Origin of the sequence: Micromonospora sp. NPDC050784 (assembly GCF_044456765.1) — a bacterium.
GTDB lineage: Bacteria > Actinomycetota > Actinomycetes > Mycobacteriales > Micromonosporaceae > Micromonospora > Micromonospora foliorum.
Genome location: NZ_JBITGG010000035.1, coordinates 1 through 25,331 on the forward strand (window position 1 = coordinate 1; position 25,331 = coordinate 25,331).

Below are 25,331 nucleotides of genomic sequence, written 5' to 3' on the forward strand. Positions count from 1 at the left end.
GGGGGGGCGGGCCGGGGGGGGGGGGGGGGGGGGGGGGGGGGGGGGCCCCCGGCGGGGGGGGGGGGGGGCCGGGGGCCCCCCGGGGGGTGGGGCCCCGGGGGGGGGGGGCCGGGGGGGCCCCCCCGCCGTCGTGCAAGAATCTCGCCGAGGTGAGGCGACATCGACGGCCTACTCTTGACGACGCTGTTGCCCCTGGTCGGCTTCGTAGCCCTGACCGCGGGCAACGCGTTCTTCGTCGCGGCCGAGTTCGCCCTGGTCACGGTCGACCGGGCGGAGATCGACCGGCGGGCCGCCGCGGGCGACCAGGCCGCCCTGACGGTACGCACGGCGTTGCGTGAACTCTCCTTCCAGCTCTCCGGGGCACAGCTCGGCATCACCATCACCGCGCTGCTCACCGGCTACCTGGCCGAGCCGGCCCTGGCTCGGCTCTTCACCCCGCTGCTGCGCCCACTGGCCGGAGACAGCACCGAGCGGCTCACCCCGTTCATCGCGTTGGCCCTGGCCACGCTGATCTCCATGCTCTTCGGCGAGTTGGTGCCGAAGAACGCGGCGCTGGCCCGGCCCATGCCGGCGGCGCTGGCCACGGCCGGCCCGATGCACACCTTCTCCCGGACGTTCGGCTGGGTGATCCGAGGGTTGAACGGCTCGGCGAACCGACTGGTCCGGGCGCTCGGCGTGGAGCCGCAGGAGGAGTTGGCCAGCGCCCGCTCACCGGAGGAGCTGGGCCTGCTGGCGGGCATCTCGGCGCGGGCCGGCGCGCTACCCACGGACACCGCGATGCTGCTGCGTCGCACCATCCGCTTCGGTGACAAGCGGGCCGCGGAGGCGATGACCCCCAGGGTGGACGTGGTCGCGCTGCGCGCCACGGCCACCGTGGCCGAGCTGCTGGAGGAGTCGCGGCGGACCGGGCGGACCCGGTTCCCGGTGTACGAGGAGACCCTGGACCTGGTGACCGGTGTGGCCGGCGTGCCCGACGCGCTGGGCGTGCCGCTGGCCGACCGTACGTCGACCCGGGTCGCCTCGGTGGCCCGCGAGCCGGTGTACGTGCCGGAGAGCCTGAACCTGGACGGTGTCCTGGCCGCGCTGAAGGCGGCCGGGGCCGACCTGGCCATCGTGGTCGACGAGTACGGCGGCACGGACGGCGTGGTGACCGTGGAGGACCTCGTCGAGGAGTTGGTCGGCGAGATCGCCGACGAGTTCGACCCGGCGAGCGTGGACGACGACGGGTCGGCCGAGCTGACCGTGCCGGGCGGTGAGCGCACCGTCCTGGTCGACGGTGTGCTCCGCTCCGACGAGTTGGCCGAGCAGACCGGCTTCCGGCTGCCCGAGGGGCCGTACGAGACGTTGGCCGGGTTCCTGATGGCCCAGCTCGGGCACATCCCGCTCGCCGGCGAGACGGTCGAGACGGACGGCTGGGAGTTCACAGTGGTCGAGGTGGAGCGGCACCGGATCGAGCAGGTCCGGGTGTTGCGCCCGGCGGATCCGGACGACGATGACTGAGCTGTTGGTGACGGTGCTGCTGCTGCTCGGCAACGGGTTCTTCGTGGGCAGCGAGTTCGCGCTCATCGCGTCCCGCCGGACGGTGATCGAGCCGCTGGCCGCCCGGTCGAAACGTGCCCGCTGGGCGTTGTCGGCGATGAACCAGATCCCGTTGATGATCGCTGGTGCACAGCTCGGCATCACGGTCTGCTCGTTGGGTCTGGGCGCGATCGCCGAGCCGGCGCTGGCGCACCTGCTGGAGCCGCCGTTCCACGCGGCCGGCCTGCCGGAGCGGGCGGTGCACCCGGTCGCGTTCGTGCTGGCGCTGGGCGTGGTGGTCTTTCTGCACACGGTCGTCGGGGAAATGGTGCCGAAGAACATCACGCTGGCCGGTCCGGAGGTCTCCGCGCTCTGGCTCGGCCCGGCGATGTTGGCGTTCTGTGTGGCCACCAAACCGTTGTTGCTCGCGATGAAATGGGCGGCCCGACGGGTGCTCGCCTTCTGGCGGATCGAGGCGTCCGAGGCGGTGAAGACGGTCTTCACCGCCGAGGAGTTGGCCGGATTGGTCTCCCAGGCGCGGACCGAGGGGTTGCTCGACGCGGAGCAGCACGCTCGGATCACTGGCGCGCTGGCCCTGCACGCGCGGACGGCGGCGGACGCGCTGCAACCGTGGTCGACGGTGGTGACGGTGGCCGAGGACGTCTCGCCGGCGTCGTTGGAGGTGCTGGCGACCCGGACCGGCCGGTCCCGGTTCCCGGTGGTGCAACGGTCGACCCGTCGGGTGCTCGGCTTCGTACACGTCAAGGACGTGCTCGGGTACGCCGGACAGGGTCGCCGGTCCCCGGTACCGGCCGACGTCTACCGGCCGCTGGCGGTGGTGCCGCCGGAGCGTACGTTGGCCGACCTGCTGCTGGCGATGCGCCGCGAGCGGCGGCACATGGTGCTGGTCAGCGACGGGCGACGGCCGCTCGGTGTGGTCACTCTCGACGATGTATTGACCGCAATCGTTGGTTGATGGACCAATACCCTTGGTGTGCAAGCGGTTGCACGACAGTGATGGTTACCGCGCTCGCCTTGATTACCGCCCCGAGCTTCCCTAATGTGGGGCACCGACCGCTGTGGGTCGTCTGCCTCGGCCCTTCCCTCACGCGAGGCGCCCGGCGGTCGGTTGCAAAGGAGTCGGTGCCGGTGGCAACCATGCCCCCTCATCGTCACGACCTGAATGCGTCTGCTCGCTCTGGTGGCCTGCGCCGCGTCGCGCACCGGGTGCTGATCCTGGTCGCCGCGGCGGCGGTCGGCGCCGGTCTGCTGACCGCGCCGGCACATGCCGCGCCCACGGTCGACGAGATCGAGGCGCAGATCGACAAGAAGTGGGAGCAGTTGGAGCCCACCATCGAGCAGTACAACAAGGTCCGGGCGCAGCTGAAGGTCAACCGACAGAAGTCGGCGAACCTCCAGAAGAAGATCGAGCCGCTGGCGCTGCAGAGCGAGCTGGCGCTCAACCGGGTCGGCGACCTCGCCTCCCGCTACTACATCTCGGGCCCGTCGCACGACATCGGCGCGCTGCTGGTCAGCGCCAAGCCGGACACGCTCACCGAGCAGCTCACCATCCTCGACCGGCTCGCTTCGCAGGAGCGCAAGGAGGTCGAGGGTGTGCTGGCCGTCCGGGCGAAGTACGACGGCGAGAAGCAGAAGCTGGACGCGCTGATCGTCACCCAGACGCGGCAGCAGAACGAGCTGGCGGCGAAGAAGAAGCAGATCGACGGCGAGATCAAGCAGCTCGAGGCGTCGATGCCGAAGACCACGGTGGTGACCGCGGCCTGCCCGACCATCAACGGAGTGGTCAGCGCGGCGGCCCGCACCGCGATCAGGACCGCCTGCGGCAAGGTCGGCAAGCCGTACGTCTGGGGTGCCACCGGCCCGAACTCGTTCGACTGCTCGGGGCTGACCCAGTACGCCTACAAGGCGGCCGGGATCTACCTCACCCACCACACGGGTGACCAGTGGAACGAGGGCAAGGCCGTCTCCCGGGCGGACGCCCGCCCCGGCGACCTGGTCTTCTTCTTCTCCGGCCTGAGTCACGTCGGGCTGTATCTGGGCAACAACCAGATGGTGCACGCGCCACGTGCCGGCAAGCCGGTGCAGGTGTCCAGCATCACCACCATGCCGATCGCCGGTTTCCGCAGACCCGGCTGATCCACCTCGCGCAACACGACGGCCCCCGGTCACCGACCGGGGGCCGTCGTGGTTCTCAGCGGGGCGCGCCCACCGGGGACGGCAACAGCTGTACGTCGGCGAGGTCGACGTACATGATCCGGTGGCCGAACTGGATCTGCGCGTAGCGGTTCTTGCCGCGAATCACCGTCCAGTCGCCGGGCGAGGAGCCGTCGAACGTACTGGCCCGGTAGTACTCGCCGGCCAGCACCGCGCCGACGGCGTACCGCTGCCCGGCGGCCAGGGTGTACTGCAGCGGCGAGATCGCCTGGTAGGGCACGCCCTCCGGGTACGCCGCCTGCTCCGGGTAGGCCCGTCCGTAGACCGGAATGGTGGTCCGTCCGGGCTTCGGCGTGGCCACCACGCCGACGGTCCAACTGGCGGTCGGCGCGGACGCCGGGTTGTGGAACCAGGCCCGCTGCCCGAGGTACCAGATCGCCGTCCAGTCACCCTGCCGCCCGGCCAGCGCGTACGTCTGCCCGGCGGATGCCCGGGCCCCGTGGTCCGACACGACCATCGTGTTCGGGGTGCCGTCCGGGCGGAGCGCGATGTCGTTGACCAGCGGCGCGTCCGCGGACGGCGCGCTGCGCAGCACCACCGCCGAGGAGCCGCGCGGCGCGCAGGGCACGCCCGCGGTGACGCAGCCGATGAACGCCGGCTGGTTGGTGGCGTAGTCCGGGTCGATCCGGACCAGCCCGGTGGCCGGGGTGCCGGTGTCCAGTCGAGGCGCGTGCAGCAGGTCGAAGTAGTGCGTCCAGTCCCAGTACGGGCCCGGATCCCAGTGCATCCCCCGCACGGTCGAGGCGGTGGTGCCGGGCACGTTGTCGTGGCCGATGATGTGCTGGCGGTCCAGTGGGATGCCCAGCCGCAGCGCCAGGTGCCGCACCAGCTTCGCCGAGGTCCGGTACATCGCCTCGGTGTACCAGGTGCCCTGCGCCGCGAAGCCCTCGTGCTCCAGACCGATCGACTTCGCGTTGACGTACCAGTTGCCGGCGTGCCAGCCGACGTCCTTGGTCTTCACGTGCTGGGCGATGTGCCCGTCGACCGAGCGCAGCGAGTAGTGCCAGCTCACGTAGGTCGGATCCTGGACGAGTTGCAGGGTCGTCGCCCAACTCGCCTCGGTGTCGTGGATGACGATGTACTCGATCTTCTGCCGGGCGGGGCGGTCGGAGAGGTCGTGGTTGCCGTAGTCCCCGTCGCCGAACGCCTCGTAGGGCGCCGGGATCCACTCGCAGGAGATGGTGCTGGGGCACTCCACCCCGTCCGGGCGGGCCAGCCGGCGCAGGCCCAGCCGGTCCAACCAGGAACGCTCGGGCCGCACCGCGCTGGCCGGCAGGGTGACCCGCTGGCCGTCGTCGGTCACCCGCGACGCGCCCGCGCCGACGGTGGTGAAGACCTCGTCGGCGAAGGCCGCCGCGGCGTCGGCGCTGTCCGCGCCCGAGTAGCGTGCCACCGCGCCGTACCAGGCCGCCGGGTCGGTGTCCGCGCCCACCGGCGCGCCCAGATCTTTCTGGTACGCGCCCAGCAGCGCGGCCCCACCCCGGATGTTGAGGCCCGCGTCGGTGCGCAGTGCCTCAGGGGTGGCGCCGGTCAGCGAGGCGGCGGCGTCCACGGTCTGCAACGCGGCGGTGGACGGCGCGGGGGCCTCGACCGGCCGGGGCGCGGGCACCCGGGCGGGACGGGAGTCGTCGCCGCGTGGGTCCTCGGCACCGGCGTCGTGGTGACCGCCCCCGGGGAGAGCGGCCACGTGCCGAGCGTCGGTCAGGTGCATCGGGCCGTAGCCGCCACTGGTGCTCGGTGTGCCGGCGTTGGTGTCCCAGCGCGACTCCAGGTAGGAGACGCCGAGCAGCACCACGGTCGGTACGCCGTACTCGGTGGCCGCGGCGGCGTACTGCTGCTGGCGGTTGGTGGTGGGTGCGGCGGCGGCCGGGCCGACGGAGATTGGCACCGTGGTCGCGGCGGCGACCACGGTGGCGGCGAGCAGTGCGCGCCAGCCGGTCGACAGGGTTGGATGGTGCATCGAACCCCCTAGATTCTCTCGGAGTGAGGTCAGGTCACCATCGCGCCGCCCGGGAGGTCACGTCAATACCTTTCCATCTATCGAAGCGCGCGGAAAGAATTCTTCACACACGGTCAGTGGCCTCGTCCAATCGGTACGGAGTGTCACGGCCGCACGGGTTGCGGATCGGTAACAAGCGTCTCTACTCTGGTCATTCGTCGGCCCGACAGCAGCTCCGCCCAGCCCGGGCGGTAACGGACCGACACCGCCGAGTCGTTTCCGAGCGAACCGGGGACCCAGGTCCCTCGGGGTGAATCCGCAACCACTGCGGTAGGGCGCCGACTTCCCGCCCGAACCCGTCAGCTAACCCGGTAGGCGGTCAGGAAGAAGGAGTACGGAACCCCGGTGGCACTCCATGCCCCGCGGCCGTCGTCCGAGCGGTCGGCATCAGCCGGCCCGGCGTCGATCGTGCCGCGCCCACGCTGGTCCCGCTTCACCACCGCACTCGCCGCGCTGGCCGGCATCGCCGTCGTCCTGACCGGCAGTGCCACGGCGGCCCACGCCGACCCGTCCGTCGCCGAGATCGAGCGCCAGATCGACGCCGACTGGAACAAACTCGAACCGATCATCGAACGGCACAACGCCACCCGCACCGACCTCGCTGCGAAGCGCAAGCAGGCCGACGCGCTCGCCGCCCGGATCACTCCGTTGGAGCGCCAGGTCGACGCCGCGATGGACAAGGTAAGCGCCCTGGCCGTACGCGCCTACAAGGGCGAGAACGTCTCGACCGTCAACGCGGTGCTGGGCAGCCGGTCGCCCAGCGAGGTGGTCGGCCAGCTGGAGATGCTCGACCGCTTCGCGCACAACCAGCAGAAGGACGTACGCCAGGTGGCCGACCTGCGCGACCAGCTGGCCGCGCAGAAGGCGCCGCTGGACGAGATGGTGGCCCAGCTGACCCGCACCGAAGCTCAGCTGGCGGCGAAGAAGAAGCAGATCAACGAGGAGATCGACCGCCTGCAGAAGCTGCGCCTCAAGGTGTACGGCAACGGCGGCGGCGGTCCGCTGCGCCCGGCGCCCTGCCCGGGCAGCTACCCCGGTGGCGCCGCGGGCACCGCGGTCAAGTTCGCATGCGCGCAGATCGGCAAGCCCTACGTCTGGGGTGCCGAGGGTCCGAACTCGTACGACTGCTCCGGGCTCATGCTGGCCGCCTGGGCGAAGGCCGGCGTGTCGCTGCCGCACAACGCCGCCGCGCAGAGCCGCGTCACGAAGAACGTCAGCAGGGGCGACCTGCGCCCCGGCGACCTGGTCTTCTACTACAGCGACATCCACCACGTCGGCATGTACGTCGGCGACGGCTGGGTGGTGCACGCCTCGCAGGCCGGTCAACCGGTCAAGATGAAGAAGGTCGACGACGGCCCGATCCACAGCTACGGCCGCCCAGGCTGACCCCGGGTGACCGGAGGGCCCGTCGCGATTCGTCGCGGCGGGCCCTCGTCGTCCTGGTTCTAGCGGATCGGCCTCAGCGGGTGGGCCAGGTGCGCCAGTGCTGCCAGGCGCGGCTGGGCGTCGGCCCCCGCTGGCCCTGGTAGCGCGAGCCGTAGACCACCGAGCCGTACGGGTGCTCGGCCGGCGACGAGAGCCGGAAGATGCAGAGCTGCCCGATCTTCATGCCCGGCCACAGGGTGATCGGCAGGTTCGCCACGTTCGAGAGTTCCAGCGTCACATGACCGGAGAAGCCCGGGTCGATGAAACCGGCGGTGGAGTGCGTGAGCAGCCCGAGCCGGCCCAGGGAGCTCTTGCCCTCCAGGCGGCCAGCGAGCTGGTCGCCCAGCGAGATGACCTCCAGCGTCGAGGCGAGCACGAACTCCCCCGGGTGCAGCACGAACGGCTCGCCGTCGGGGACCTCGACCACCGACGTCAGGTCGTCCTGCTGCATGGCGGGGTCGATGTGGGTGTAGAGGTGGTTGTTGAAGACCCGGAACAGCCGGTCGAGTCGGACGTCGATGCTGGACGGTTGGACCAGGGTGGGCTCGAACGGCTCCAGGCCCAGCGTGCCGGCCTTGATCTCGGAGACCAGGTCGCGGTCGGAGAGCAGCATCGGACCACCATAGCCGCGCTGCCAAAAGTGGCCGGATTCGGTGCCGGTGACCAGCGCGTCGAGGTCGCTGCTCGTACATTTGTTCGATAGAATGCCCACATGGCTTCCTGGTCCGAATTCGCCGCCGACGAGCCCCGACTCGCCGACGGGATCCGCGTTCTCCTCCAGCAGTACGGGCCGGGCTTCGGCTATCTGGCCACGGTCCGTGCCGACGGCGGGCCCCGCGTCCATCCGGTCTCCCCGGTCATCAGCGCCGAGGGGCTGTTCTGCTTCATCATCGACTCGCCCAAGCGCCGCGACCTCGAACGTGACGGCCGTTACGCGCTGCACTCGTTCCCCGCCGAGGAGAGCGACGACGAGGCGTACGTGGCGGGGCGCGCCCGTCCGGTGACCGATCCGGTCCGGGTGGCGCAGTTGGCGCAGAGCGCCCGGGCCGAGCCGCAGGTCGACTGGCGGCTCTTCGAGTTCACCGTCGACGTGGCCATGCTCACCCGCCGCGAGCAGCACATCGCGGGCATTCCGGGCCTCGCGCCGGGTCGGCCGGCCGTCCGGGTCTGGCTCGACCCAAACGCCCCGCCGGCGGGGGCCGTGCCCCTCGCCGTCCCGCAGGCGCGCCCGACCCGCCTCAGCCGTGACGTCCAGTGCACGGCGGCCTGACCACGACCGGAAGATCATCGGTGCCGGCCCCGTCGTGACGGGGCCGGCACCGGCCGTACGCCTCAGCTCACGGCCCGCCGGCCGCGGTGATCAACTCGGTTTCAGTGATGTCGCGGGGTCCCGGCGCCTCGGATGCCCCGACTTCCAGGAAGCCGAGTGGATCAACCCGGGCCGACTCGGCCGGAGCGGTACGCGGACACCTGCGGCCGGCGGGGGTACCTGGGTGCAGAGGCCCGGCGACTCGGGTACAGTGGTGCCGCTTGCGGGTGTAGTTCAATGGCAGAACATCAGCTTCCCAAGCTGACAGTGCGGGTTCGATTCCCGTCACCCGCTCCAATACGAAGGCCCTGGCCAGGACATGAGTCCCGGTCAGGGCCTTCGATCTTTCACGGTCAAAGGATCAACCGCCGCGCGCCGTGCCACCAGCCGCTGCTGCGCCAGGTTGTCAGGCCCCCTCGAAACCTCGGTACGTTCCGGACTCGTCGGCCGCGTCGGCGAACTCGGCGAAGTCCATGTTGGCGATGGTGAGGTTGGCCGAGACGTCCGCGTACCAGCGGGGCGGCACGCGGAAGGTGCGACCGGGCTCACGGCTCAGGTCGACGGCGAGTAGCGGACGTTCGACGTCGGTCATCGTGGTCGCGTCGGCAACGAACAGGTAGGGGAGCCAGTCCGCATCACTGACGGGGGCGTTCGCGTTGATCAACTGCTCGACGGTCGCCTTGCGGTAGGTGACGTCGTCGACGAAGGTCGCGCTGTAGTAGGACTCCCACCGGCGAAACTCTTCTTTGACGGCCTCCCAGGCGCTGTCGTCGGTGAAGTCGGTCCGGACCACGAGCGATGCGAGGTCGTCGGGCTGCGGCAGCGGGGGGCACGACAAAGATCCTCCACCTCGCGATGCTCTATCGATAGTCGGCGAAGATTCGGCGTTCCACGCCGTCGACGGTGACCGGGCCGCCGTGGGGAAGGATCCACTGCGGTCTGGTGTGGCCGAACGGGACGCCGACGCAGACCACTGCCTCCGGGTTGTAGCGGGTCACCATGTCGACGACCGTGTCGCGTTGCTGCTCGCGTAGCCGTGCCCGATCCGCCGCCGCGGGTCGGCGGGTGTGGTCGGAGACCGGCGGACGGGCGACCAGGACCGCGTCGACGGCGCTGAGGAGACCACGTTCACCCAGTGATCGGACGATCCAGCCGACCTCGCGCGCGGGGAGAAGCTCCTCGGACGTCTCGATGAGCAGCACACCACCCCGCAGCACCTCCGGGGGGAACGGGAAGCGTCCCGCCGTCAGGATCCACTGGATGACCTCCAGGCAGCCACCCCAGGCGGGGCCGGTGACTGTGCGGGGCGGCCCGTACCAGCTCCATGGCTCCGTCGGCTCGCGCTCTCCGAAGGACTTCAACGCCTGCGGGTCTGCCCAGTCGATCCCGACATCCTCGGACTCACCCGGATCGGTGATCTCCAGGCGCTCCCCGGTGAGTAGCGCCGCTCGCAGCGACCGGGCGTGGATGTCGTCAACGGCGGGCCCGGGGCCAAGGTGCACCTGGGAGGACCCGCCGTAGAAGCTGGCGATGCCAAGACCCCACAGCCAGTGGTGCAGGTTGGTGTTGTCGCTGGTGCCGAGGAACGGCTTCGGATCGGCTCGGGCAAGGTCGGCGTCCAGGTGGGGGATGACCGTGATCTGGTCCTCGCCTCCGACGACGGCGAGTATGCCGCGTACCTGGGGATCCGCGAAGGCGGCGTTGATGTCCGCGGCCCGTGCTGCCGCGCTCGCACCCACCTGGCGGGTGGTGGGGTATTCGACCGGGACGAGGCCGGTCAGGTCGGCAAGCCGTCGCATGGCCTGCTCGTGGATCCCGGGGTAGGCACCGGCCGCGGCGAAGGACGGCGAGACAACCGCGAGGCGGTCTCCCGGGCGCGCCTTGCGAGGACGAACAAGCTCATGCTCCATGTCGAGATCCAACAGGTGCGCCAGCCCGTACGCATCTCATTTCGGGGCAGGTTCCAGGAGCACCACGGGGATCGGCGGAGTGGGCATCGGTGACACGGATGCCTCTCACGTTCATGGCAAGATCTGCCGGGTGCAGGTCGGGATGCTTGGTCCATTCGAGGTTCGCACTGACGACGGCACCTCCATCGACGTGCCGGGTGCACGGCTGCGCGGGCTGTTGACCGCTCTCGCACTCAACCCGGGTCACGTGGTCTCGAAGGGGACCCTCGTCGACTGGATCTGGGGCGAACACCCGCCCACTGACGCGGCCAACGCCCTGCACCGCCTGGTTTCCCGGCTGCGGAAGGCGCTGCCGGAGGGGGCGATCGAGGGACAGACGGACGGCTACCGGTTGGTGGTCGAACCCAACGTCGTCGACGCCGTACGGTTCGAACGCCTCGTCGGCCAGGCTCGCGAGGACGAGGGCCCGCAGCGGGTACGGCGGCTGCGCGAGGCGCTCGCCCTGTGGCGCGGTGCGGCGATGCAGGACGTCGGCTTGGCCGACAGCACGGCGCTCGACGCGGCGGTCACCCGACTCGACAGGCTGCGTCTGACCGCCCTGGAGGATCGCTTCGACGTGGAGATCAACCTCGGCCACGGTCCGGAGCTGGTCGCGGAGCTGACCGACCTGGTGGCCGAGCACCCGGTGCGGGAACGGCTGGTTCTCGCGCTGATGCGGGTCCTCGCCGCGAGCGGCCGAGACAACGAGGCGCTGCTCGTGTATCAGCGCACGAGCGAAGCCCTGGCCGACGCACTGGGCGTCGACCCCTCGCCGGAACTGTCGGCGTTGCACGTCGCGCTCCTGCGGGGCGAGGTGCGACGGCGCGAGGAGAACCGGAAGACCAACCTCCGGGCCGAGTTGAGCAGCTTCATCGGCAAGGACGAGGCAGTCGCCAAGGTCGGCGCGCTCGTCGCCGAACACCGGCTCACGACCCTGATCGGGCCGGGTGGTTCGGGGAAGACCCGGCTGGCCACGGAAACGGCGCGCAGGATGCTCGACGACCTGCCGGACGGCGCCTGGTTGGTCGAGTTCGCCGCCATCGGCGCGGACGGTGAGGTGGTGCAGGCGACGCTCGCAGGGCTCGGACTCCGGGACGCTCTGCTCGGCGAGGCACCGAGCATGGAGTTGGTCGACCGGCTCGTCGCCGCGATCCGCGACCGGGAGGCGTTGCTGGTCCTGGACAACTGCGAGCACGTGATCGAGTCGGCGGCGGTGCTCGCTGACCGGCTGCTCGGGGAGTGTCGACGACTGCGGATCCTCGCGACGAGCAGGGAACCGCTCGGCATCACCGGTGAGGCGCTCTGGCCGGTCGCGCCACTGGGCCTGCCGGACGTCGACGCCGACCCCAGCGAGATCGAAACGTCGCCGGCTGTCCGGTTACTGCGGGACCGGGCGGGCGCGGTGCGGAGGGATCTGGCGGTCGACGCCCCCGCGTTGTCGACGATGGCGCGGATCTGTCGAGCGCTGGACGGGATGCCGCTGGCGATTGAACTGGCCGCCGCCAGGTTGCGCACCATGTCCATCGACCAGCTCGCCAGGCGGCTCGACGATCGGTTCCGCCTGCTGACCGGCGGCAGCCGTACCGCGTTGCCCCGGCACCGGACGCTGCGCGCGGTGGTGGACTGGAGTTGGGAGCTGCTGACCGACGCCGAACGGGCGGTCCTGCGCCGGCTATCGGTGTTTTCCGGCGGGGTGAGCCTGGAAGCGGCCGAACGGGTCTGCGCTGGCGACGAGGTCGAGCAGGACGATGTGCTCGAGTTGGTCACCGCGCTGGCCGAGAAGTCGCTGTTGGTCGCCGAGGGCGACGAGGCACCGCGCTACCGGATGCTCGGCACGATCAAGGAGTACGCCGCGCACCGCCTCGTCGAGGCGGGAGAATCGGACCTGGCGCGCCACGCGCATCTGACGTACTTCACCGAGCTGACGGCGACCGCGGAGCCGCAGCTTCGCCGCACGGACCAGGTGAGATGGCTCGCCACGCTAGAAGTCGAGCACGACAACATCGGTTCGGCGATGCGCGGTGCCCTCGCTGCCGGCGAAGCGGACGCGGTCATGCGGTTGGCCGCGAGCGCCGGCTGGTACTGGTGGCTCGGTGGTCACCGAACCGAGGGCATGGAACTGATCACGGCCGCCACCGAGACGCCTGGTGAGGTCAGCGACGAGATCCGGGCCACGGTGTACGCGCTCGTCGTGCTCTTCGTGAACTCCGGACCGGGCGACGAACACCAGGCGGCGGAGTGGATCCACAAGGCGTACGAGTTGAGCCAGCGCAGTCACGGCAGCCACCCGGGGATGGCGCTCGTCGTCCCGCTGGAGCGCATGTTGCGAGCCCCGGACGCGATCCTGTCCGCATGGGAACCGCTGCTGGACGACGAGGATCCCTGGGTACGCGCGCTGGCCCGGTTGCAACTCGGCAAGATGCGGATCATTCTCGGCCAGGACGGCCGGGAGGTGGACGCGCATCTCCGGTCGGCGCTCGCCGAGTTCCGGGCACTCGGTGAACGGTTCGGGATCTCGTTCGCCCTGACCGAGCTGGCGGAGCTGATCGCCGTACGCGGTGAGTTCGCCGGTGCGTGCGAGCACTACGAAGAGGCGATCGCGGTCGTCACCGAGGTCGGCACCGTCGAGGACATCATCCGGATGCGATCCCGGCAGGCTCAGCTGTACTGGTTGCTTGGCGACGTCGAGTCCAGCGCGGCTGCGTTGGCCGAGGCGCGGCGATGTGCGACGCGGGTCACGTGGCCGAGTGCGTTGGCCATGCTGGCCCTGTCGCAGGCGGAACTCGCTCGCTGGCGCGGTGATGCCGAGGAGGTGGCCCGGCAGATCGGTGTCGCGACGACCCTGTTGCGCGACGAAGCGAAGCAGGCGCACATCCGCGCGATCACACACGACCTGCTCGGTTACGTGGCGAACGATCTCGGTGACGCGCGCGAACACCATTCCCTGGCCATTGAGGCGGCAGCCGAGGCGGGGCACGCACCCTCGATCGCGCGGGTCCTCGTCGGAGTCGCGGACCTGGCGCTGCGCCGCGAGCAGAATGAGCAGGCCGCGCGTCTGCTCGCCGCGAGCGCGGCGGTGCGAGGACGGCGGGATCACTCCCAGCCGGACGTGGCCCGAGTCGAGGGGGAAGTACGGCGCCGCCTCGGCGAAGTGAACTTCGCAGAGGCGGCGCGGGAAGGCAGTCGGACGGACTGGAATCGGTTGGTCGCGGTCACGCTCGCTTCGTGAACGTGGAACGCGCCCACAGGTAGCCGACGAGAGCGATGCCGACGCACCAGACGAGGGCGGGGATCACGTCACCGCTGGACGGCGTTCCGTTGAGGAACCCGCGCAGGGTTTCGATGATCGGCGTGAAGGGCTGGTATTCCGCGAACTCCCGCAGCCCGGGCCCCATCTTGTCCGCCGGCACGATCGCGCTGCTGAAGAACGGCAGCATGACCAGCGGTACGGAGGCCAGCCCCGCCGTTTCCGGAGACTTCGCCGAAAGCCCCAGAGCGACCGTGAGCCAGCCGGCAGCGAAGCCGAGCAGCACGATGATGCCGATCGCACCGAGCCAGCCGAGGAGGCTCGCCGACGGGCTGAATCCGAGCAGGAAGGCCACCCCGACGAGGGCCGCGATGGCGACCAGGTTGGTCAGCACGCTGGCGACGACGTGACCGGTCAGCACCGCACCGCGGGAGACGTGCATGACTTTGAACCGGTTGATGATGCCCTTGGTCATGTCGGAGTTCACCGCGGTCGCGGTGGCCCCCAGCCCGTAGCAGACCGCCAACAGCATCAGCCCGGGAGTCGCGTAGTCGATGTAGTCGACGCCGACGTTGAAGGCGTCGCCGAACATGTACACGAACATCAACATGATCACGATAGGCATCAGCACCGCGTTGAACACGGAGGTCGGGTTTCGGGCGATGTGCTTGAAGTTGCGACGCAGCATGACGATCGAGTGGGACTTGGTGCTCATTTCGCGGAAACCTCCTGGGTGCGGCTGCCCGTCAGGGCGAGGAAGACGTCGTCGAGGTCCGGCGTCTGCACGGAGAACCCTTCGGCGCTGATGGCGTACTCGTCGAGCCGGTCCAGCAGGGCCCGCAGCGAGGCCGTGCCGCCATCGCTGGGGACCCGCAGGGCGAGTGCCTCGTCGTCCCGCGTGGAGTCGTTGAGCACAAGGGCGGCCGCGTCGAGCTCGGCGACGGTGGTGAACCGGAGCCGGACGTGGGTGCCGGGGATCTGGCGCTTCAGCTCGTCCGGTGTGCCCTGGGCGACCAGCCGCCCCTGGTCGAGTACGGCGATCCGGTCGGCGAGCTGGTCTGCCTCCTCCAGGTACTGGGTGGTGAGGAAGATCGTCACGCCGTCGGCCACCAGATCGCGGATGATCGACCACATCGTGCGGCGGCTACGTGGGTCCAGGCCCGTCGTCGGCTCGTCGAGGAAGATGATCCGAGGGTCGCCGACGAGGGTCATCGCCAGATCCAGCTTGCGGCGCATACCACCGGAATAGGTCGACACCGGCTTCTGTGCCGACTCCACCAGGTCGAACCGCTCCAGCAACTCCGTGACGACCCGCCGGCCGTCCTTGCCGGGCACCTGGCTGAGATCGACCATCAGCTGCAGGTTCTCCCGACCGGTCAGCAGCTCGTCCACCGCCGCGAACTGACCGGTGACACCGATCGCCGCGCGTACCGCCTTGGCCTCGGTGGCGGCGTCGTGCCCTGCGATGCGTACGGTCCCACCGTCGGCCTTCACCAACGTGGTCAGCACGTTCACCGTCGTCGTCTTACCCGCCCCGTTGGGACCGAGCAGGGAGAAGATCGTGCCCGCAGGGACATCCAGATCGATGCCGTCGAGCACGACCTTGTCCTTGTAGGCCTTCCGCAGCCCGGAGACTGCAATCGCTGAACTCGTCATGCGACTACCATCGGCGGCCGGACTGTCACCCCCCTGACACGGCCCTGACACGGCCACTGACACCGGCGTCTCTCCTTGTCGCGCCCCCGTGGTAGTTCCTGCTGAACCTCGACACCGGCTAGGGTCCGGCTTGGAGGTGGTCCGTGTTCACCGAAGCCTTTCCGATCGTGACGACACCTGACCTGCCACGACTGATCGCGTTCTACCGGGACGTGGTCGGCTTCGAGCTGACCTACCGGTTCCCGGACCAGGGTGCCCCGGAGTTCGTCGCCCTCCGACTGGGCAGCAGCGAGCTCGGCCTGGCCGCCAACCCGGAGGCTGGCGAACCGGCCGACTCGCACCGCTGGGAGTTGTGCGTCTACGCCGACGACTGCGACGCAGCGGTGGGCGCGCTGCGCACCGGTGGAGCGACGGTCACCGAGGAGCCGGTCGACCAGCCCTGGGGTGAACGCTCCGCGCGGGTCACCGACCCCGACGGCAACCGGTTGCTGGTGCTGGCCCGGCTCTAGACGTCCGCGCCGGGGAGGGCTCGGTCATCGTCGCCAGAACAGGAGATGGGTGACTCCGCTGGGGCTGGGCACCGACTCGAGGTGGAAGCGGTCGAGCAGTTCGGTGTGGCTGTCCCACAAACGCTCGCCCCGGTGAAGGTCGACGGGCGCGACGGCGATGTGCATCGTGTCGACCAGATCGGCCTCGATGAACTCGCGGATGGTGGCGACCCCACCACCGAGGCGTACGTCCCGACCGTCGGCTGCCTGCTTCGCCTCGGCCAGTGCCTCGACCGGGCTGACATCGCGGAAGTGGAACGTGGTGTCGGACAGGCTGAACGACGGGCGCACGTGATGGGTGAGCACGAAGACGGGCGTGTGAAAGGGCGGATTGTCTCCCCACCATCCCTGCCACTCGTGGTCCTCCCAGGGCCCACGCTGCGGGCCGAACTTGTTGCGACCCATGATCTCCGCGCCGATGTTGCACTCGGCGTCGCGGGTCAGGTAGTCGTCCAGGCCACGACTGCCACCCGGTTCGGTGCGATAGACGAAGCTGGCGGTGGCGGCGCGCCAGGAGAAGAGCGGGGTGGGGTCCGCGTGACCGAAGGGTCGCTCCAGGCTCTGCCCCTCTCCGGTGCCGAACCCGTCGCGCGAAACGTTGAAGCACTGCACCCGTAGTAGCTGCGGCACGGTGTCTCCTACCTCCTTCGATGGACCGGATTTTCAGTCCTCTACTCGGGCGACACCCCGTCCGGGTGCCGCTCGCCGAGGGGTCGGAGCCGAATGCGGTGCCCCTACCGGGAAGCAGTGTGACGCGTGTCACCTGCCGGCTCGGTCAGCTGCCAAGTCCCGGCGTGTTCCGGGTCGCGTGACCAGCGCATCCGGGGTTTCTCCTCCGGGCGGGGGCTCCAGTCCCGGTGGGGCGCGAGGGCCACCCGCCAGGCGATCACCGTGAAGACGTAAATGCCCGGGCCGACCAGCCAGAGCAGGGCGTCGCGTCGCCGGTAGGAGGCGTACGGCGCGAGCCAGGCGGTCGCCGCCATCGGCACCGCGACCGCGCTCAGGTCGGCCAGCGGCCCGCGGCCCAACCGGGCCTCGACCAACTCGCGGAGGATGAGGGACGGGACCACTACCCCGACCAGCAACGCCACCGTGCGGATCATGCGGATCCGGCGCGTCCGGCGATCCGGGGACGCGCGAACAGCGGCTGCTTCGGTGGGCATCCCCGGAGGGTACGGGCTGGCCGCAGCCGTGGATCTACGACTTCCGCAGCGGAACGGTAGCCAAGGTCGGACGGCGACGGTGTCCCGGACGCTGGCCCTAACCGGCCGGTCGCCTGACCCACGAGGTGCCGGACGGTGCGTAGCCGTGGCGGCGGTAGAAGCGCACCGCGCCGGCGTTGTGGTGGTGGATGCCGGCCGACAGGTAGGAGAGCCCGTGCTCGGCCGCCCACCGGTCCGCCGCGTCGAGCAGCGCGGAGCCGACCCCACGGCCCCGGGCCTCGTCGAGCACCACCGTGTGGATCTGCGCCGAGGGCTCGGGGCGAAGGATCTGGTGTGCGGGCGGTTCGGGCAGGCGCAGCACCTCGACCATCCCGACCACCTGCCCGCCCTGCTCCGCGACAAGAACCGCGTTCCGGCCGGTCGCCTCGCTCAGGACGGCGGTGAAGTGCTCGATGACCGCCTCGCGCTGCGGCAAGCGGTAGACGTCGGGGTCGAGTGCGAGGTGCGCTTTTGCGTTTGCCAGGCGCAGCGCCACCAGCGCCGGCACGTCAGCAAGGCTCGCCGGTCGCACGGCCGGCTCCGTCCCCTGCATGAACGCGATGCTAGGGCGCGGGTGTCCGGCCCGGCTAGGGTGGCGATCATGCGCATTGGCATCGTGATCCTGCCGGACCAGCGGTGGACGGAGTCGCAGCGTCGCTGGCGGCAGGTCGACGAGTGGGGCTTCGACCACGCCTGGACGTACGACCACCTGGGTTGGCGCGACCTCGTCGACGGCCCGTGGTTCGACTCGATGGCCACGCTGACCGCCGCCGCCACGGTGACCTCGCGGATTCGCCTGGGCACTCTGGTGGCGTCGCCGAACTTCCGGCACCCGGCCGCGTTCGCCCGGCAGATCACCACGGTGGACGACGTCTCCGCCGGCCGGCTGCTGCTCGGCCTGGGCGCGGGCGGCATCGGCTTCGACTCTGCGGTGCTGGGCGGGGAGACGCTGCCACCGCGTCAGCGGGTCGACCGGTTCGCGGAGTTCACCGAGTTGTTGGACCTGATCCTGCGGGAGGACGGCACCACCTGGCGTGGCGACTGGTTCGCCGCGGTGGACGCCCGCAACAACCCGGGTTGCGTGCAGCAGCCCCGGGTGCCGTTCGTGGTGGCTGCCAACGGGCCACGGTCGATGCGGTTGGTGGCCCGCTTCGGGCAGGGATGGGTGACCACCGGCACCGGTGACGACAACGACCTGGCGGGTTGGTGGGCCAGCGTGTCGGCGCTGTCCGCCCGGATGGATCGGACCCTGGACGAGGCCGGCCGCGATCCGGCCAGCCTGGACCGCTACCTCTCGCTGGACGCGGCGCCGACCTTCTCGCTCAGCAGCGCACAGTTCTTCGCCGATCAGGTGGGCCGGGCCGCCGAGTTGGGCTTCACCGACGTGGTGACGCACTGGCCGCGGGCCAGCAGTTGGTACGCCGGTGACGAGGCCGTCCTGGTGGACGTGGCGACGCGGTTGCTGCCACAACTACGCGGCTGACGTCGCCGCACCGACCCGGCCGGGTCAGGTGCCGAGGTCACCGCTGGCCACACCGCCCTCGCCGCCGGAGACCAGCCGGAAGCGGAGGCAGACGATCGGGGTGTCGCCGTCGACCGGCGTGCCGAGCCTCGCCCAGTAGGCCGAGTGCCCGGCCCGCCACTCCTCGATCGAGCGGTCACCCTCGCCCTCGGCGTGGGCGAAGTCCCACGGCACGTCGGCGAAGCGAACCACGTCGACGCCGGTGATCTCCACGACGCCGGCCAGTGCGTTGTCGTCGTCGACCAGGGCCAGGCGTTCGCCGATGTACTCCAGCTCCTCGCCCTCCTCCGCGTACTCGGCGAGCCGCCCTGCCGTCGCGGTCTTCACGCCGGCCAGTACCAGGGTGTTGAGGGTCGCCCGCAACTCGCCGGGGGTGCCGAGGGCGAGGGCGCGAAGGTCACCGATCCGAGGCCACATCCTGCCGAGGCTAGGCCAGCACGGCCCCAGCCGCCGCCGCAATACCCGTCGCGCGCTCAGATCAGCTGAATGGCCGCATCAGCCCGGCAGATCCGCGGCGTCGATCAGGCCGGTGATCCGTAGCTCGGCCGCGACCTCGTGCGGGCAGTCCACGGCCACCACGGCGGTGCCCAGCACCTCGGCGCCGAGTGCGGCGCAGATGTCGTAGAGGGCGCGTAGCTGCGCGCCGGTACGCACCCAGTCGTCCACCACCAGCACCCGGTCGTCGGGGCCGAGGTGCCGGTTCCGTACGGCGAGGTCGACCCGTCGGCCCCGGTAGTCCGGTGGGCTCTGCGCCCAGGTGAGCGGCCCGGCCGGCAGTCGCCCGTCACCGGGTTTGTGGGCGGCCACGAAGCCGACCCCGAGGGCGGTGGCGGCCAACGGCCCGAGCAGCAGCCCGGTGACGGCCGGCGCGAGCACCACCGTGGGCCGGACGGCCCGGTACGGCGCCACCAGGGCCGGTCCCAGTTCGGCCAGCACCGCTGGGTCCCGCCACCAACCGGAGATGTCGCTGACCAGATGACTGGTGCCGGGGCCGGGGTCGATCCACCGGAACAGGGTGGCCAGGCGTTCGGTCAGTTCGGCGGGCATCCGCCCATCCTGCGGCACGAGCAGTAGGCGCGGCGGCACCCGGGCCACCCGGCCCACCCGGGGTCGGATGATCGGCTACACGTACCTGTGCAAATACGGGCATACCACCATGATCACGTTGACTTCGGAAGTGCTTCTCTCGTTACGGTCCGACCCGGTTTGTTCAGACGACGAAAGGACCGGGCCGGTGGCAGGCAAGCACTCCCGTACCCGCATCTTCTCCTCCCCGGCGGGCATCGTCGCCACCGCGGCGGTCGGCGTCGCCCTCGCCGTCGGGGGCACGGTCGGTGCCGTGCAGTTGACCTCCGGCTCCGACCAGTCGGCGCAGACGGCGCTCGACCTCACCCCGACCACCGCCCCGAGCAGCCTCACCCCCAGCTCCCCGGCGTTCTCCCCGAGCGTCAGCGCCTCGCCGAGCGCGACCGCCAGCCCGTCGGCGACCCGGTCGCAGCAGGCCGCCTCCCGGAGCAAGGAGCGCACCGCGTCCCCGAAGCCGAAGCCGACCGCCAGGAAGACCACGGCCGCGGCGAAGGTGCTGGAGAGCGGCTCGTGCGGCGCCTCGTTCTACTCCGACGGGCAGCTCACCGCCAACGGTGAGTCCTTCAACCCGGACGCGCTGACCGCCGCGCACAAGACACTGCCGTTCAACACCAAGGTCCGGGTCACCAACCCGGCCAACGGCAAGTCGGTGACGGTGCGGATCAACGACCGTGGCCCGTTCATCGACGGCCGCTGCCTGGACCTCTCCCGGGCCGCCTTCGCCACCATCGCCTCGGTCGACGTGGGCGCGCTCACCGTCCGTTACGAGGTCCTCGGCTGACCGGAACTGGCGACGCCGATTCGGCCGGCCGACTGGGCCGGCCGGACAGAACCTTCTCGGACGACGGGTCAGGTTCATTCACCGGTTCACGTGGATCAGGCAAACTGTCCCTCGTACCCACGCGACTCCTCCAGTCGGGCCGTCGCCCGCTGAGCCCCGGATCCCGCGCCGGCCTCGGCGCGGCCCTCGCTCTGCTCGCGCTCGTGTCGGCGGTGGAGGCGGCGGACGGCCGGAAGGTGCACTACGTCGCGCTCCTGGCGGCCGCGCCGGTTCTCGCCGCCGCCCTGGCGTCCTGGCTGGTGGTCCTGGGGGTGGGCGTCGCGGCGACACTGATCGGCGCCGGCTTCGCGCTGGTCGCGCCGAAGGTCTCGTTGGTCACCTCGGTCAACGTTGTCGCGGTCGCGCTCGCCACCGGGTTGGCGGTGGCGGTGGCGTGGGTTAGGCAGCGGCAGGCCGAGCGGATCGTGGAGCTGACCAAGCTCGCCTCGGTGGCCCAGCAGGCGGTGTTGCGCCCGCTGGGGCCGCAGGTCGGCACGCTCTCGGTCGCCGGACGCTACATCTCCTCCACAGCGACGGCCGAGATCGGCGGCGACCTGTACGAGGCGATCGACACGCCCTACGGCGTACGCATGATCATCGGTGATGTACGCGGCAAGGGCCTGGACGCGGTCCGGCTGGCCAGCATCGTCCTCGGTTCCTACCGGCACGTGGCCTACGAGCGGGCCGACCTGCGGGCCGTCGTCGCCGACCTGGACCGCGCGGTGGCCCGCAACGTCGGCGACGAGGACTTCGTCACGGCGGCACTGGTCGAGGAGCGCGGCGGCACCCTCACGATCGTCAACTGTGGTCATCCCCCGCCGCTGTTGCTGCGCCGGGGTGCGGTCATCCCGCTGGAACCGCCGGCCCCGGCGCCTCCGCTCGGTTTCATGCCGGTGGTCCGCCCCCGGGTCGAACGCCTGGAGCCCGGGGACCGCCTGCTGCTGTTCACCGACGGCCTCGGCGAGGCGCGGCGGGACGGCGAGTTCTTCCCGACCGCCGACCGCGCCTGGCGACTGCTCGGCCACGGCACGGTCGCCGACGGGCTGGCGTCACTGGAGACCGCCCTGGTCGAGTGGGTCCACGGTCGGCTCGACGACGACATCGCGCTGGTTCTCATGGAGTACGTCGGTGCCCGTACCGGCGCGGCCGTGGCCGTCCCGAGCTGGGAGGTCGGCGCCGCCGAGAGCTGAGCGGCCGGCCGCGCCCGCAGGTGTGTAATCGCCGTCACTTGGGTGATCCGCTTGTCGCTGCCTACCCGCGAGTAATACAGTCGGGGTTACTGATCGGTAACACCTGTCCGGAAGCGGGGCCAGCGAGCATGACCCACTACAAGAGCAACCTCCGGGATCTCGAGTTCAACCTGTTCGAGGTCTTCGGGGCGGACCGGGCGTTCGGCCAGGAGCCGTACTCGGATCTCGACATCGACACCGCCCGCAGCTTCCTCGCTGAGGTCGACCGCCTCGCCCGCGAGGATCTGGCCGCCAGCTACACGGACAGTGACCGCAATCCGCCGGTCTTCGACCCGGCGACGCACACCGCGCCGCTGCCGGAGTCGTTCAAGAAGTCCTACCAGGCATTCATGGACTCCGAGTTCTGGCGTCTGGACCTGCCGCCGGCACTGGGCGGCACCAACGCGCCGCGCGCCCTCTGGTGGGCGCTCGCCGAGCTGGTGCTCGGCTCGAACGCGCCGGTCTGGATGTACGCCTCCGGCCCGTCCTTCGCGCACGTGCTGCACGTCGAGGGCAACGAGCGGCAGAAGCAGTGGGCCAAGCTCTTCATCGACAAGCAGTGGGGCTCCACGATGGTGCTCACCGAGCCGGATGCCGGCTCGGACGTGGGCGCGGGCCGCACCCGGGCGATCCAGCAGCCCGACGGCAGCTGGCACATCGAGGGTGTGAAGCGCTTCATCACCTCGGGTGAGCACGACCTGAGCGACAACATCGTGCACTACGTGCTGGCCCGCCCGGTCGGTGTGGAGGGCGTCGGTGGCCCCGGCACCAAGGGCCTGTCGCTCTTCGTGGTGCCGAAGTTCCACTTCGACGAGACCACCGGTGAGCTGGGCGAGCGCAACGGCGTCTACGCCACCAACGTCGAGCACAAGATGGGCCTGAAGGTGTCCAACACCTGCGAGGTGACCTTCGGCGAGCACGGCGTACCGGCCAAGGGTTGGCTGCTGGGCGACCGGCACGACGGCATCCGGCAGATGTTCATGATCATCGAGTACGCCCGGATGATGGTCGGCACCAAGGCCATCGCCACCCTCTCCACCGGCTACCTCAACGCACTCGAGTACGCGAAGAACCGGGTGCAGGGCGCCGATCTGATCCAGCAGGCGGACAAGACCGCCCCCCGGGTCACCATCACCCACCACCCGGACGTGCGTCGTTCGCTGCTGCTGCAGAAGTCGTACGCCGAGGGTCTTCGCGCTCTGGTCCTCTACACCGCCACCTGGCAGGACAAGGTCGCGCTGGCCGAGGCCGCCGGCGACGAGAAGGCCACCAAGCTGGCCAAGCGGGTCAACGACCTGCTGCTGCCGCTGGTCAAGGGCGTCGGTTCGGAGCGGGCGTACGAGTTGCTCGGGCACGAGGCCCTGCAGACCTTCGGCGGCTCCGGCTTCCTTCAGGACTACCCGCTGGAGCAGTACGTCCGCGACGCCAAAATCGACACTCTGTACGAGGGCACCACCGCCATCCAGAGCCTCGACCTGATCTTCCGCAAGATCGTTCGGGACAACGGCAGGGCGCTGCTCGCGGTCTCCGGCGAGATCCAGGAGTTCATCTCCTCCGAGGCGGGCAACGGCCAGCTCAAGGAGGAGCGGCAGGCGCTCGGCAAGGCGCTGGCCGAGATCCAGAACATCCTCGGCGTGCTGACCGGCTGGCTGGGCGAGGCGCAGGGCGGTGACACCCGCTCGCTCTACAAGGTCGGGCTCAGCAGCCGGCGGTTCCTGCTGGCGATCGGCGACCTGGTGGTCGGCTGGCTGCTGCAGCGGCAGGCCGAGGTGGCGCTGAAGGCGCTGGCCGGCGAGGTCTCCGCCACCGACAAGGCGTTCTACACCGGCAAGGTGGCCGCCGCCCGCTTCTTCGCCCGTGAGGTGCTGCCCCGCATCGGCGCCGACCGGCGGATCATCGAGGGTGCCGACCTCGACATCATGGACCTCCCGGAGGAGGCCTTCTGAGCAGGCCACGGCACGTTTGACGGTTCCGGGTCGCACCACCCGGCACCGCACCGGCCGGTGGGGCTTCCGCCCCGCCGGCCGTCGCCGTCTCACCCAGGCGGTGGTCACGTATTGGTTGAGCCCGGCCGGGTATGCCGCTGGCGTGGCGGGTAACCGTCGCGTGACCTCGAAAGGGAACGCCCAGAGCCACCGCACGGGGGAGTGCAGCGCACATGGGTGTAGGAAGCGGCATTTTTCTCATCGCGATCGGCGCGATTCTGACCTTCGCTCTGAGAGCCAACGTCTGGTGGATCGACGTACGCGCGGTCGGCTGGGTGTTCATCCTGGCCGGGCTGGCCGTACTGCTGACCACGGTCTGGTTCTGGCAGGACCGGCGCAAGCGGGCCCGAACCCTCATCGTCGAGGAGAACCGGCTGTCTCATCCGACCGCGATGATGCCGCCACCGCCGGACCCGCCGCCGCCGACCGCGCCGCCGTCCTGATCTCCGGACGACCTGGACGCGTACCCCTGAGCCACCCGCCGACCGACGGCGGGTGGCTCAGTCGCGTGCGGTGTGTCGGGCCGTGAGCGGCGCTCCCGCCCTGCTCAGGTCCGCCCAGCCGAGCGGGAAGCGGTGCACCGCCAGTTCGGCGGTGCGCAGCCCCTCATCGTCGACTCCCTCGGGGTCGAGGAGTACGGAGAGCAGCGATATGCCCGGGTTGTGGGCAATGAGCAGCGCCGTGCGGGCCGTCGGGTCCACCGTGCGGACCAGCGACAACAACTCCTCGGGGTGCGCGTCGTACGCGCCCGGCTCATAACGGACGGTCGGGCGCGGACCGGTCGGGCCACCCTCCGGCGGCGAACCCGTCATCCCCATCGCCACCCCGTGCCAGGTCTGCCGGGTGCGTCGGGCCGTCGAGCAGATCACCACGTCGGGCAGCAGCCCATGGTGCGCCAACCAGGCCCCAGCCGCAGCCGCGTCGGCGTTCCCGTGTGCGCTCAGCGGCCGCTCGGCGTCGTCCGCCGCGTCGCTGCCCTGCTCGGCCTTCGCGTGCCGCAGCAACACCAGTGTCCGTGTGTCGGGGTCGGCGTCCGTCATGCCCCCAGCTTGCCCGATTGGCGATCTCCGTGCCGGGGTAAGTCGATGGATGCCGCACCCCTACCGACGGCCGCGGCGCGACGTACGCCAGGTTAGAGCCGAGGAGCGAGACATGGGCATTGGTGGCAGCATCTTCTTGATCGCGTTAGGCGCGATCTTCGCGTTCGCAGTGGAAGCCGACCTGGGTTGGCTGGACCTGGCCGTGGTCGGCTGGGTGCTGATGCTCGCCGGCGTCGCCGGCCTGCTCGCCACCCTCTACTTCTGGAGCAGCCGCCGCCGCACGGTGGTCGCCGCGCCGGTCCGCGAGGAGCGCGTGGTGGCCGACCGGGTCGTGCCGGTCCAGGACGACCAGGTCATGCGGGAGTACCGCGAGGTGCGTCGGCCGGGCCGACCGGTCTGATCCTCGCCCGCACACTCCGGGGTCCCGCAGCGTCGCGGGGCCCCGGCTCGCGTCTGTACCCGTCTCACGTGTGCGTTCGGCTCCGCCGCCACCCCGCCACCCTTACCGAGATCCTCCCCGAAGTTGCGCGGATCTTGACGTGCCGGCCCGGGGCCGGTTGG

The 25,331-nt window shown here is 70.5% G+C and carries 25 protein-coding genes, 1 tRNA gene and 1 riboswitch; of the genes, 14 read left to right on the top strand and 12 right to left on the bottom strand.

Translation table 11 applies throughout. The annotated features are described in order from the left end of the window. The first annotated feature begins 174 nt into the window (after positions 1 to 174). The 3 genes from ACIBD9_RS31250 (at position 175) to ACIBD9_RS31260 (ending at position 3,675) form a co-directional block, all read left to right on the top strand. Positions 175 to 1,500 carry a hemolysin family protein gene (locus ACIBD9_RS31250; RefSeq protein ID WP_396723042.1) on the top strand — a complete coding sequence of 442 codons (1,326 nt, stop codon included), beginning with the start codon at positions 175 to 177 and terminating at the stop codon, positions 1,498 to 1,500. Next, positions 1,493 to 2,494 carry a hemolysin family protein gene (locus ACIBD9_RS31255; protein WP_396723044.1) on the top strand — a complete coding sequence of 334 codons (1,002 nt, stop codon included), beginning with the start codon at positions 1,493 to 1,495 and terminating at the stop codon, positions 2,492 to 2,494. Before ACIBD9_RS31250 ends, ACIBD9_RS31255 begins: the two co-directional genes overlap by 8 nt. Before the next feature lie 167 nt (positions 2,495 to 2,661). After that, positions 2,662 to 3,675 carry an NlpC/P60 family protein gene (locus ACIBD9_RS31260; RefSeq protein WP_396723046.1) on the top strand — a complete coding sequence of 338 codons (1,014 nt, stop codon included), beginning with the start codon at positions 2,662 to 2,664 and terminating at the stop codon, positions 3,673 to 3,675. 55 nt (positions 3,676 to 3,730) lie between these two features. Here ACIBD9_RS31260 and ACIBD9_RS31265 read toward each other — a convergent pair whose 3' ends face one another. Beyond that, the gene (locus ACIBD9_RS31265; RefSeq protein ID WP_396723048.1) at positions 3,731 to 5,713 is read right to left on the bottom strand and encodes an N-acetylmuramoyl-L-alanine amidase; all 1,983 of its coding nucleotides are present in this window, start codon (positions 5,711 to 5,713) and stop codon (positions 3,731 to 3,733) included. A gap of 235 nt (positions 5,714 to 5,948) precedes the next feature. Then, a riboswitch (cyclic di-AMP (ydaO/yuaA leader) is annotated at positions 5,949 to 6,084 on the top strand. A gap of 13 nt (positions 6,085 to 6,097) precedes the next feature. Here ACIBD9_RS31265 and ACIBD9_RS31270 point away from each other — a divergent pair. Next, complete coding sequence (locus ACIBD9_RS31270; protein WP_396723050.1) at positions 6,098 to 7,138, top strand: NlpC/P60 family protein; 1,041 nt, start codon at positions 6,098 to 6,100, stop codon at positions 7,136 to 7,138. 73 nt (positions 7,139 to 7,211) lie between these two features. Here ACIBD9_RS31270 and dcd read toward each other — a convergent pair whose 3' ends face one another. Then, positions 7,212 to 7,790, bottom strand: coding sequence for a dCTP deaminase (gene dcd / locus ACIBD9_RS31275; RefSeq protein ID WP_089018323.1), 579 nt, complete (start codon positions 7,788 to 7,790; stop codon positions 7,212 to 7,214). Between the two features lie 99 nt (positions 7,791 to 7,889). Between dcd and ACIBD9_RS31280 the strand changes: the two genes are divergently transcribed. Next, on the top strand, positions 7,890 to 8,447 hold the full coding sequence (locus ACIBD9_RS31280) for a pyridoxamine 5'-phosphate oxidase family protein (RefSeq protein ID WP_396723051.1): 558 nt from the start codon (positions 7,890 to 7,892) through the stop codon (positions 8,445 to 8,447). Positions 8,448 to 8,709: 262 nt separating this feature from the next. Beyond that, positions 8,710 to 8,783 (top strand) — tRNA-Gly (locus ACIBD9_RS31285). 109 nt (positions 8,784 to 8,892) lie between these two features. Here ACIBD9_RS31285 and ACIBD9_RS31290 read toward each other — a convergent pair. After that, complete coding sequence (locus ACIBD9_RS31290; RefSeq protein WP_396723052.1) at positions 8,893 to 9,324, bottom strand: DUF6924 domain-containing protein; 432 nt, start codon at positions 9,322 to 9,324, stop codon at positions 8,893 to 8,895. 22 nt (positions 9,325 to 9,346) lie between these two features. After that, on the bottom strand, positions 9,347 to 10,285 hold the full coding sequence (locus ACIBD9_RS31295; RefSeq protein ID WP_396723099.1) for an LD-carboxypeptidase: 939 nt from the start codon (positions 10,283 to 10,285) through the stop codon (positions 9,347 to 9,349). 241 nt (positions 10,286 to 10,526) lie between these two features. Between ACIBD9_RS31295 and ACIBD9_RS31300 the strand changes: the two genes are divergently transcribed. Continuing rightward, positions 10,527 to 13,664 (top strand): BTAD domain-containing putative transcriptional regulator, encoded by a 3,138-nt coding sequence (locus ACIBD9_RS31300; RefSeq protein ID WP_396723054.1) that lies wholly within the window; start codon positions 10,527 to 10,529, stop codon positions 13,662 to 13,664. On the opposite strand, the gene ACIBD9_RS31305 is transcribed toward ACIBD9_RS31300, so the two are convergent. Further along, complete coding sequence (locus ACIBD9_RS31305) at positions 13,648 to 14,397, bottom strand: ABC transporter permease (protein ID WP_196920440.1); 750 nt, start codon at positions 14,395 to 14,397, stop codon at positions 13,648 to 13,650. The two genes, ACIBD9_RS31300 and ACIBD9_RS31305, sit on opposite strands and share 17 nt — an antisense overlap. Then, positions 14,394 to 15,338, bottom strand: coding sequence for an ATP-binding cassette domain-containing protein (locus ACIBD9_RS31310; RefSeq protein WP_387170444.1), 945 nt, complete (start codon positions 15,336 to 15,338; stop codon positions 14,394 to 14,396). The genes ACIBD9_RS31305 and ACIBD9_RS31310 overlap by 4 nt, the downstream gene beginning before the upstream one ends. A gap of 167 nt (positions 15,339 to 15,505) precedes the next feature. Between ACIBD9_RS31310 and ACIBD9_RS31315 the strand changes: the two genes are divergently transcribed. After that, positions 15,506 to 15,847 carry a VOC family protein gene (locus tag ACIBD9_RS31315; RefSeq protein WP_387170446.1) on the top strand — a complete coding sequence of 114 codons (342 nt, stop codon included), beginning with the start codon at positions 15,506 to 15,508 and terminating at the stop codon, positions 15,845 to 15,847. A 24-nt stretch (positions 15,848 to 15,871) separates the two neighbouring features. On the opposite strand, the gene ACIBD9_RS31320 is transcribed toward ACIBD9_RS31315, so the two are convergent. From ACIBD9_RS31320 to ACIBD9_RS31330, 3 genes are all read right to left on the bottom strand, one after another. Further along, entirely contained in the window at positions 15,872 to 16,516 is a 645-nt protein-coding gene (locus ACIBD9_RS31320; RefSeq protein ID WP_396723056.1) for a dihydrofolate reductase family protein, read from the bottom strand. Between the two features lie 104 nt (positions 16,517 to 16,620). After that, on the bottom strand, positions 16,621 to 17,049 hold the full coding sequence (locus tag ACIBD9_RS31325; protein ID WP_396723058.1) for a hypothetical protein: 429 nt from the start codon (positions 17,047 to 17,049) through the stop codon (positions 16,621 to 16,623). Positions 17,050 to 17,146: 97 nt separating this feature from the next. Further along, the gene (locus ACIBD9_RS31330) at positions 17,147 to 17,641 is read right to left on the bottom strand and encodes a GNAT family N-acetyltransferase (protein WP_396723059.1); all 495 of its coding nucleotides are present in this window, start codon (positions 17,639 to 17,641) and stop codon (positions 17,147 to 17,149) included. Positions 17,642 to 17,689: 48 nt separating this feature from the next. Here ACIBD9_RS31330 and ACIBD9_RS31335 point away from each other — a divergent pair, with 48 nt between their 5' ends. After that, a complete protein-coding gene (locus ACIBD9_RS31335; protein ID WP_396723061.1) occupies positions 17,690 to 18,571 on the top strand; it encodes an LLM class flavin-dependent oxidoreductase in 882 nt (293 codons plus the stop codon). Between the two features lie 24 nt (positions 18,572 to 18,595). Here the strand turns inward: ACIBD9_RS31335 and ACIBD9_RS31340 are convergent, their stop codons facing one another. Continuing rightward, positions 18,596 to 19,027 (bottom strand): ASCH domain-containing protein, encoded by a 432-nt coding sequence (locus ACIBD9_RS31340; protein WP_387170456.1) that lies wholly within the window; start codon positions 19,025 to 19,027, stop codon positions 18,596 to 18,598. A 78-nt stretch (positions 19,028 to 19,105) separates the two neighbouring features. Beyond that, positions 19,106 to 19,657 (bottom strand): phosphoribosyltransferase family protein, encoded by a 552-nt coding sequence (locus ACIBD9_RS31345; RefSeq protein WP_396723063.1) that lies wholly within the window; start codon positions 19,655 to 19,657, stop codon positions 19,106 to 19,108. A gap of 187 nt (positions 19,658 to 19,844) precedes the next feature. Between ACIBD9_RS31345 and ACIBD9_RS31350 the strand changes: the two genes are divergently transcribed. The 4 genes from ACIBD9_RS31350 (at position 19,845) to ACIBD9_RS31365 (ending at position 24,173) form a co-directional block, all read left to right on the top strand. Further along, positions 19,845 to 20,477 carry a septal ring lytic transglycosylase RlpA family protein gene (locus ACIBD9_RS31350; RefSeq protein WP_396723066.1) on the top strand — a complete coding sequence of 211 codons (633 nt, stop codon included), beginning with the start codon at positions 19,845 to 19,847 and terminating at the stop codon, positions 20,475 to 20,477. 104 nt (positions 20,478 to 20,581) lie between these two features. Continuing rightward, a complete protein-coding gene (locus tag ACIBD9_RS31355) occupies positions 20,582 to 21,706 on the top strand; it encodes a PP2C family protein-serine/threonine phosphatase (protein WP_396723100.1) in 1,125 nt (374 codons plus the stop codon). A gap of 128 nt (positions 21,707 to 21,834) precedes the next feature. Beyond that, positions 21,835 to 23,691, top strand: coding sequence for an acyl-CoA dehydrogenase (locus ACIBD9_RS31360; RefSeq protein WP_396723068.1), 1,857 nt, complete (start codon positions 21,835 to 21,837; stop codon positions 23,689 to 23,691). A gap of 212 nt (positions 23,692 to 23,903) precedes the next feature. Continuing rightward, entirely contained in the window at positions 23,904 to 24,173 is a 270-nt protein-coding gene (locus tag ACIBD9_RS31365) for a DUF6458 family protein (protein WP_030487564.1), read from the top strand. Between the two features lie 57 nt (positions 24,174 to 24,230). On the opposite strand, the gene ACIBD9_RS31370 is transcribed toward ACIBD9_RS31365, so the two are convergent. Then, complete coding sequence (locus ACIBD9_RS31370) at positions 24,231 to 24,770, bottom strand: SixA phosphatase family protein (RefSeq protein WP_396723070.1); 540 nt, start codon at positions 24,768 to 24,770, stop codon at positions 24,231 to 24,233. A gap of 112 nt (positions 24,771 to 24,882) precedes the next feature. Here ACIBD9_RS31370 and ACIBD9_RS31375 point away from each other — a divergent pair, with 112 nt between their 5' ends. Continuing rightward, a complete protein-coding gene (locus ACIBD9_RS31375) occupies positions 24,883 to 25,170 on the top strand; it encodes a DUF6458 family protein (protein ID WP_238657100.1) in 288 nt (95 codons plus the stop codon). The last annotated feature ends 161 nt before the right edge of the window (positions 25,171 to 25,331 follow it).

What these genes read in the sequence shown, in the direction of transcription:
- ACIBD9_RS31255 (WP_396723044.1), top strand. Translation starts at nt 1,493, where the DNA reads ATGACTGAGCTGTTGGTGACGGTGCTGCTGCTGCTCGGCAACGGGTTC.
- ACIBD9_RS31340 (WP_387170456.1), bottom strand. Translation starts at nt 19,027, where the DNA reads ATGTGGCCTCGGATCGGTGACCTTCGCGCCCTCGCCCTCGGCACCCCC.
- ACIBD9_RS31310 (WP_387170444.1), bottom strand. Translation starts at nt 15,338, where the DNA reads ATGACGAGTTCAGCGATTGCAGTCTCCGGGCTGCGGAAGGCCTACAAG.
- ACIBD9_RS31360 (WP_396723068.1), top strand. Translation starts at nt 21,835, where the DNA reads ATGACCCACTACAAGAGCAACCTCCGGGATCTCGAGTTCAACCTGTTC.
- ACIBD9_RS31280 (WP_396723051.1), top strand. Translation starts at nt 7,890, where the DNA reads ATGGCTTCCTGGTCCGAATTCGCCGCCGACGAGCCCCGACTCGCCGAC.
- ACIBD9_RS31330 (WP_396723059.1), bottom strand. Translation starts at nt 17,641, where the DNA reads ATGCAGGGGACGGAGCCGGCCGTGCGACCGGCGAGCCTTGCTGACGTG.
- ACIBD9_RS31345 (WP_396723063.1), bottom strand. Translation starts at nt 19,657, where the DNA reads ATGCCCGCCGAACTGACCGAACGCCTGGCCACCCTGTTCCGGTGGATC.
- dcd (WP_089018323.1), bottom strand. Translation starts at nt 7,790, where the DNA reads ATGCTGCTCTCCGACCGCGACCTGGTCTCCGAGATCAAGGCCGGCACG.
- ACIBD9_RS31370 (WP_396723070.1), bottom strand. Translation starts at nt 24,770, where the DNA reads ATGACGGACGCCGACCCCGACACACGGACACTGGTGTTGCTGCGGCAC.
- ACIBD9_RS31295 (WP_396723099.1), bottom strand. Translation starts at nt 10,285, where the DNA reads ATGCGACGGCTTGCCGACCTGACCGGCCTCGTCCCGGTCGAATACCCC.
- ACIBD9_RS31365 (WP_030487564.1), top strand. Translation starts at nt 23,904, where the DNA reads ATGGGTGTAGGAAGCGGCATTTTTCTCATCGCGATCGGCGCGATTCTG.
- ACIBD9_RS31325 (WP_396723058.1), bottom strand. Translation starts at nt 17,049, where the DNA reads ATGCCCACCGAAGCAGCCGCTGTTCGCGCGTCCCCGGATCGCCGGACG.
- ACIBD9_RS31335 (WP_396723061.1), top strand. Translation starts at nt 17,690, where the DNA reads ATGCGCATTGGCATCGTGATCCTGCCGGACCAGCGGTGGACGGAGTCG.
- ACIBD9_RS31305 (WP_196920440.1), bottom strand. Translation starts at nt 14,397, where the DNA reads ATGAGCACCAAGTCCCACTCGATCGTCATGCTGCGTCGCAACTTCAAG.
- ACIBD9_RS31265 (WP_396723048.1), bottom strand. Translation starts at nt 5,713, where the DNA reads ATGCACCATCCAACCCTGTCGACCGGCTGGCGCGCACTGCTCGCCGCC.
- ACIBD9_RS31375 (WP_238657100.1), top strand. Translation starts at nt 24,883, where the DNA reads ATGGGCATTGGTGGCAGCATCTTCTTGATCGCGTTAGGCGCGATCTTC.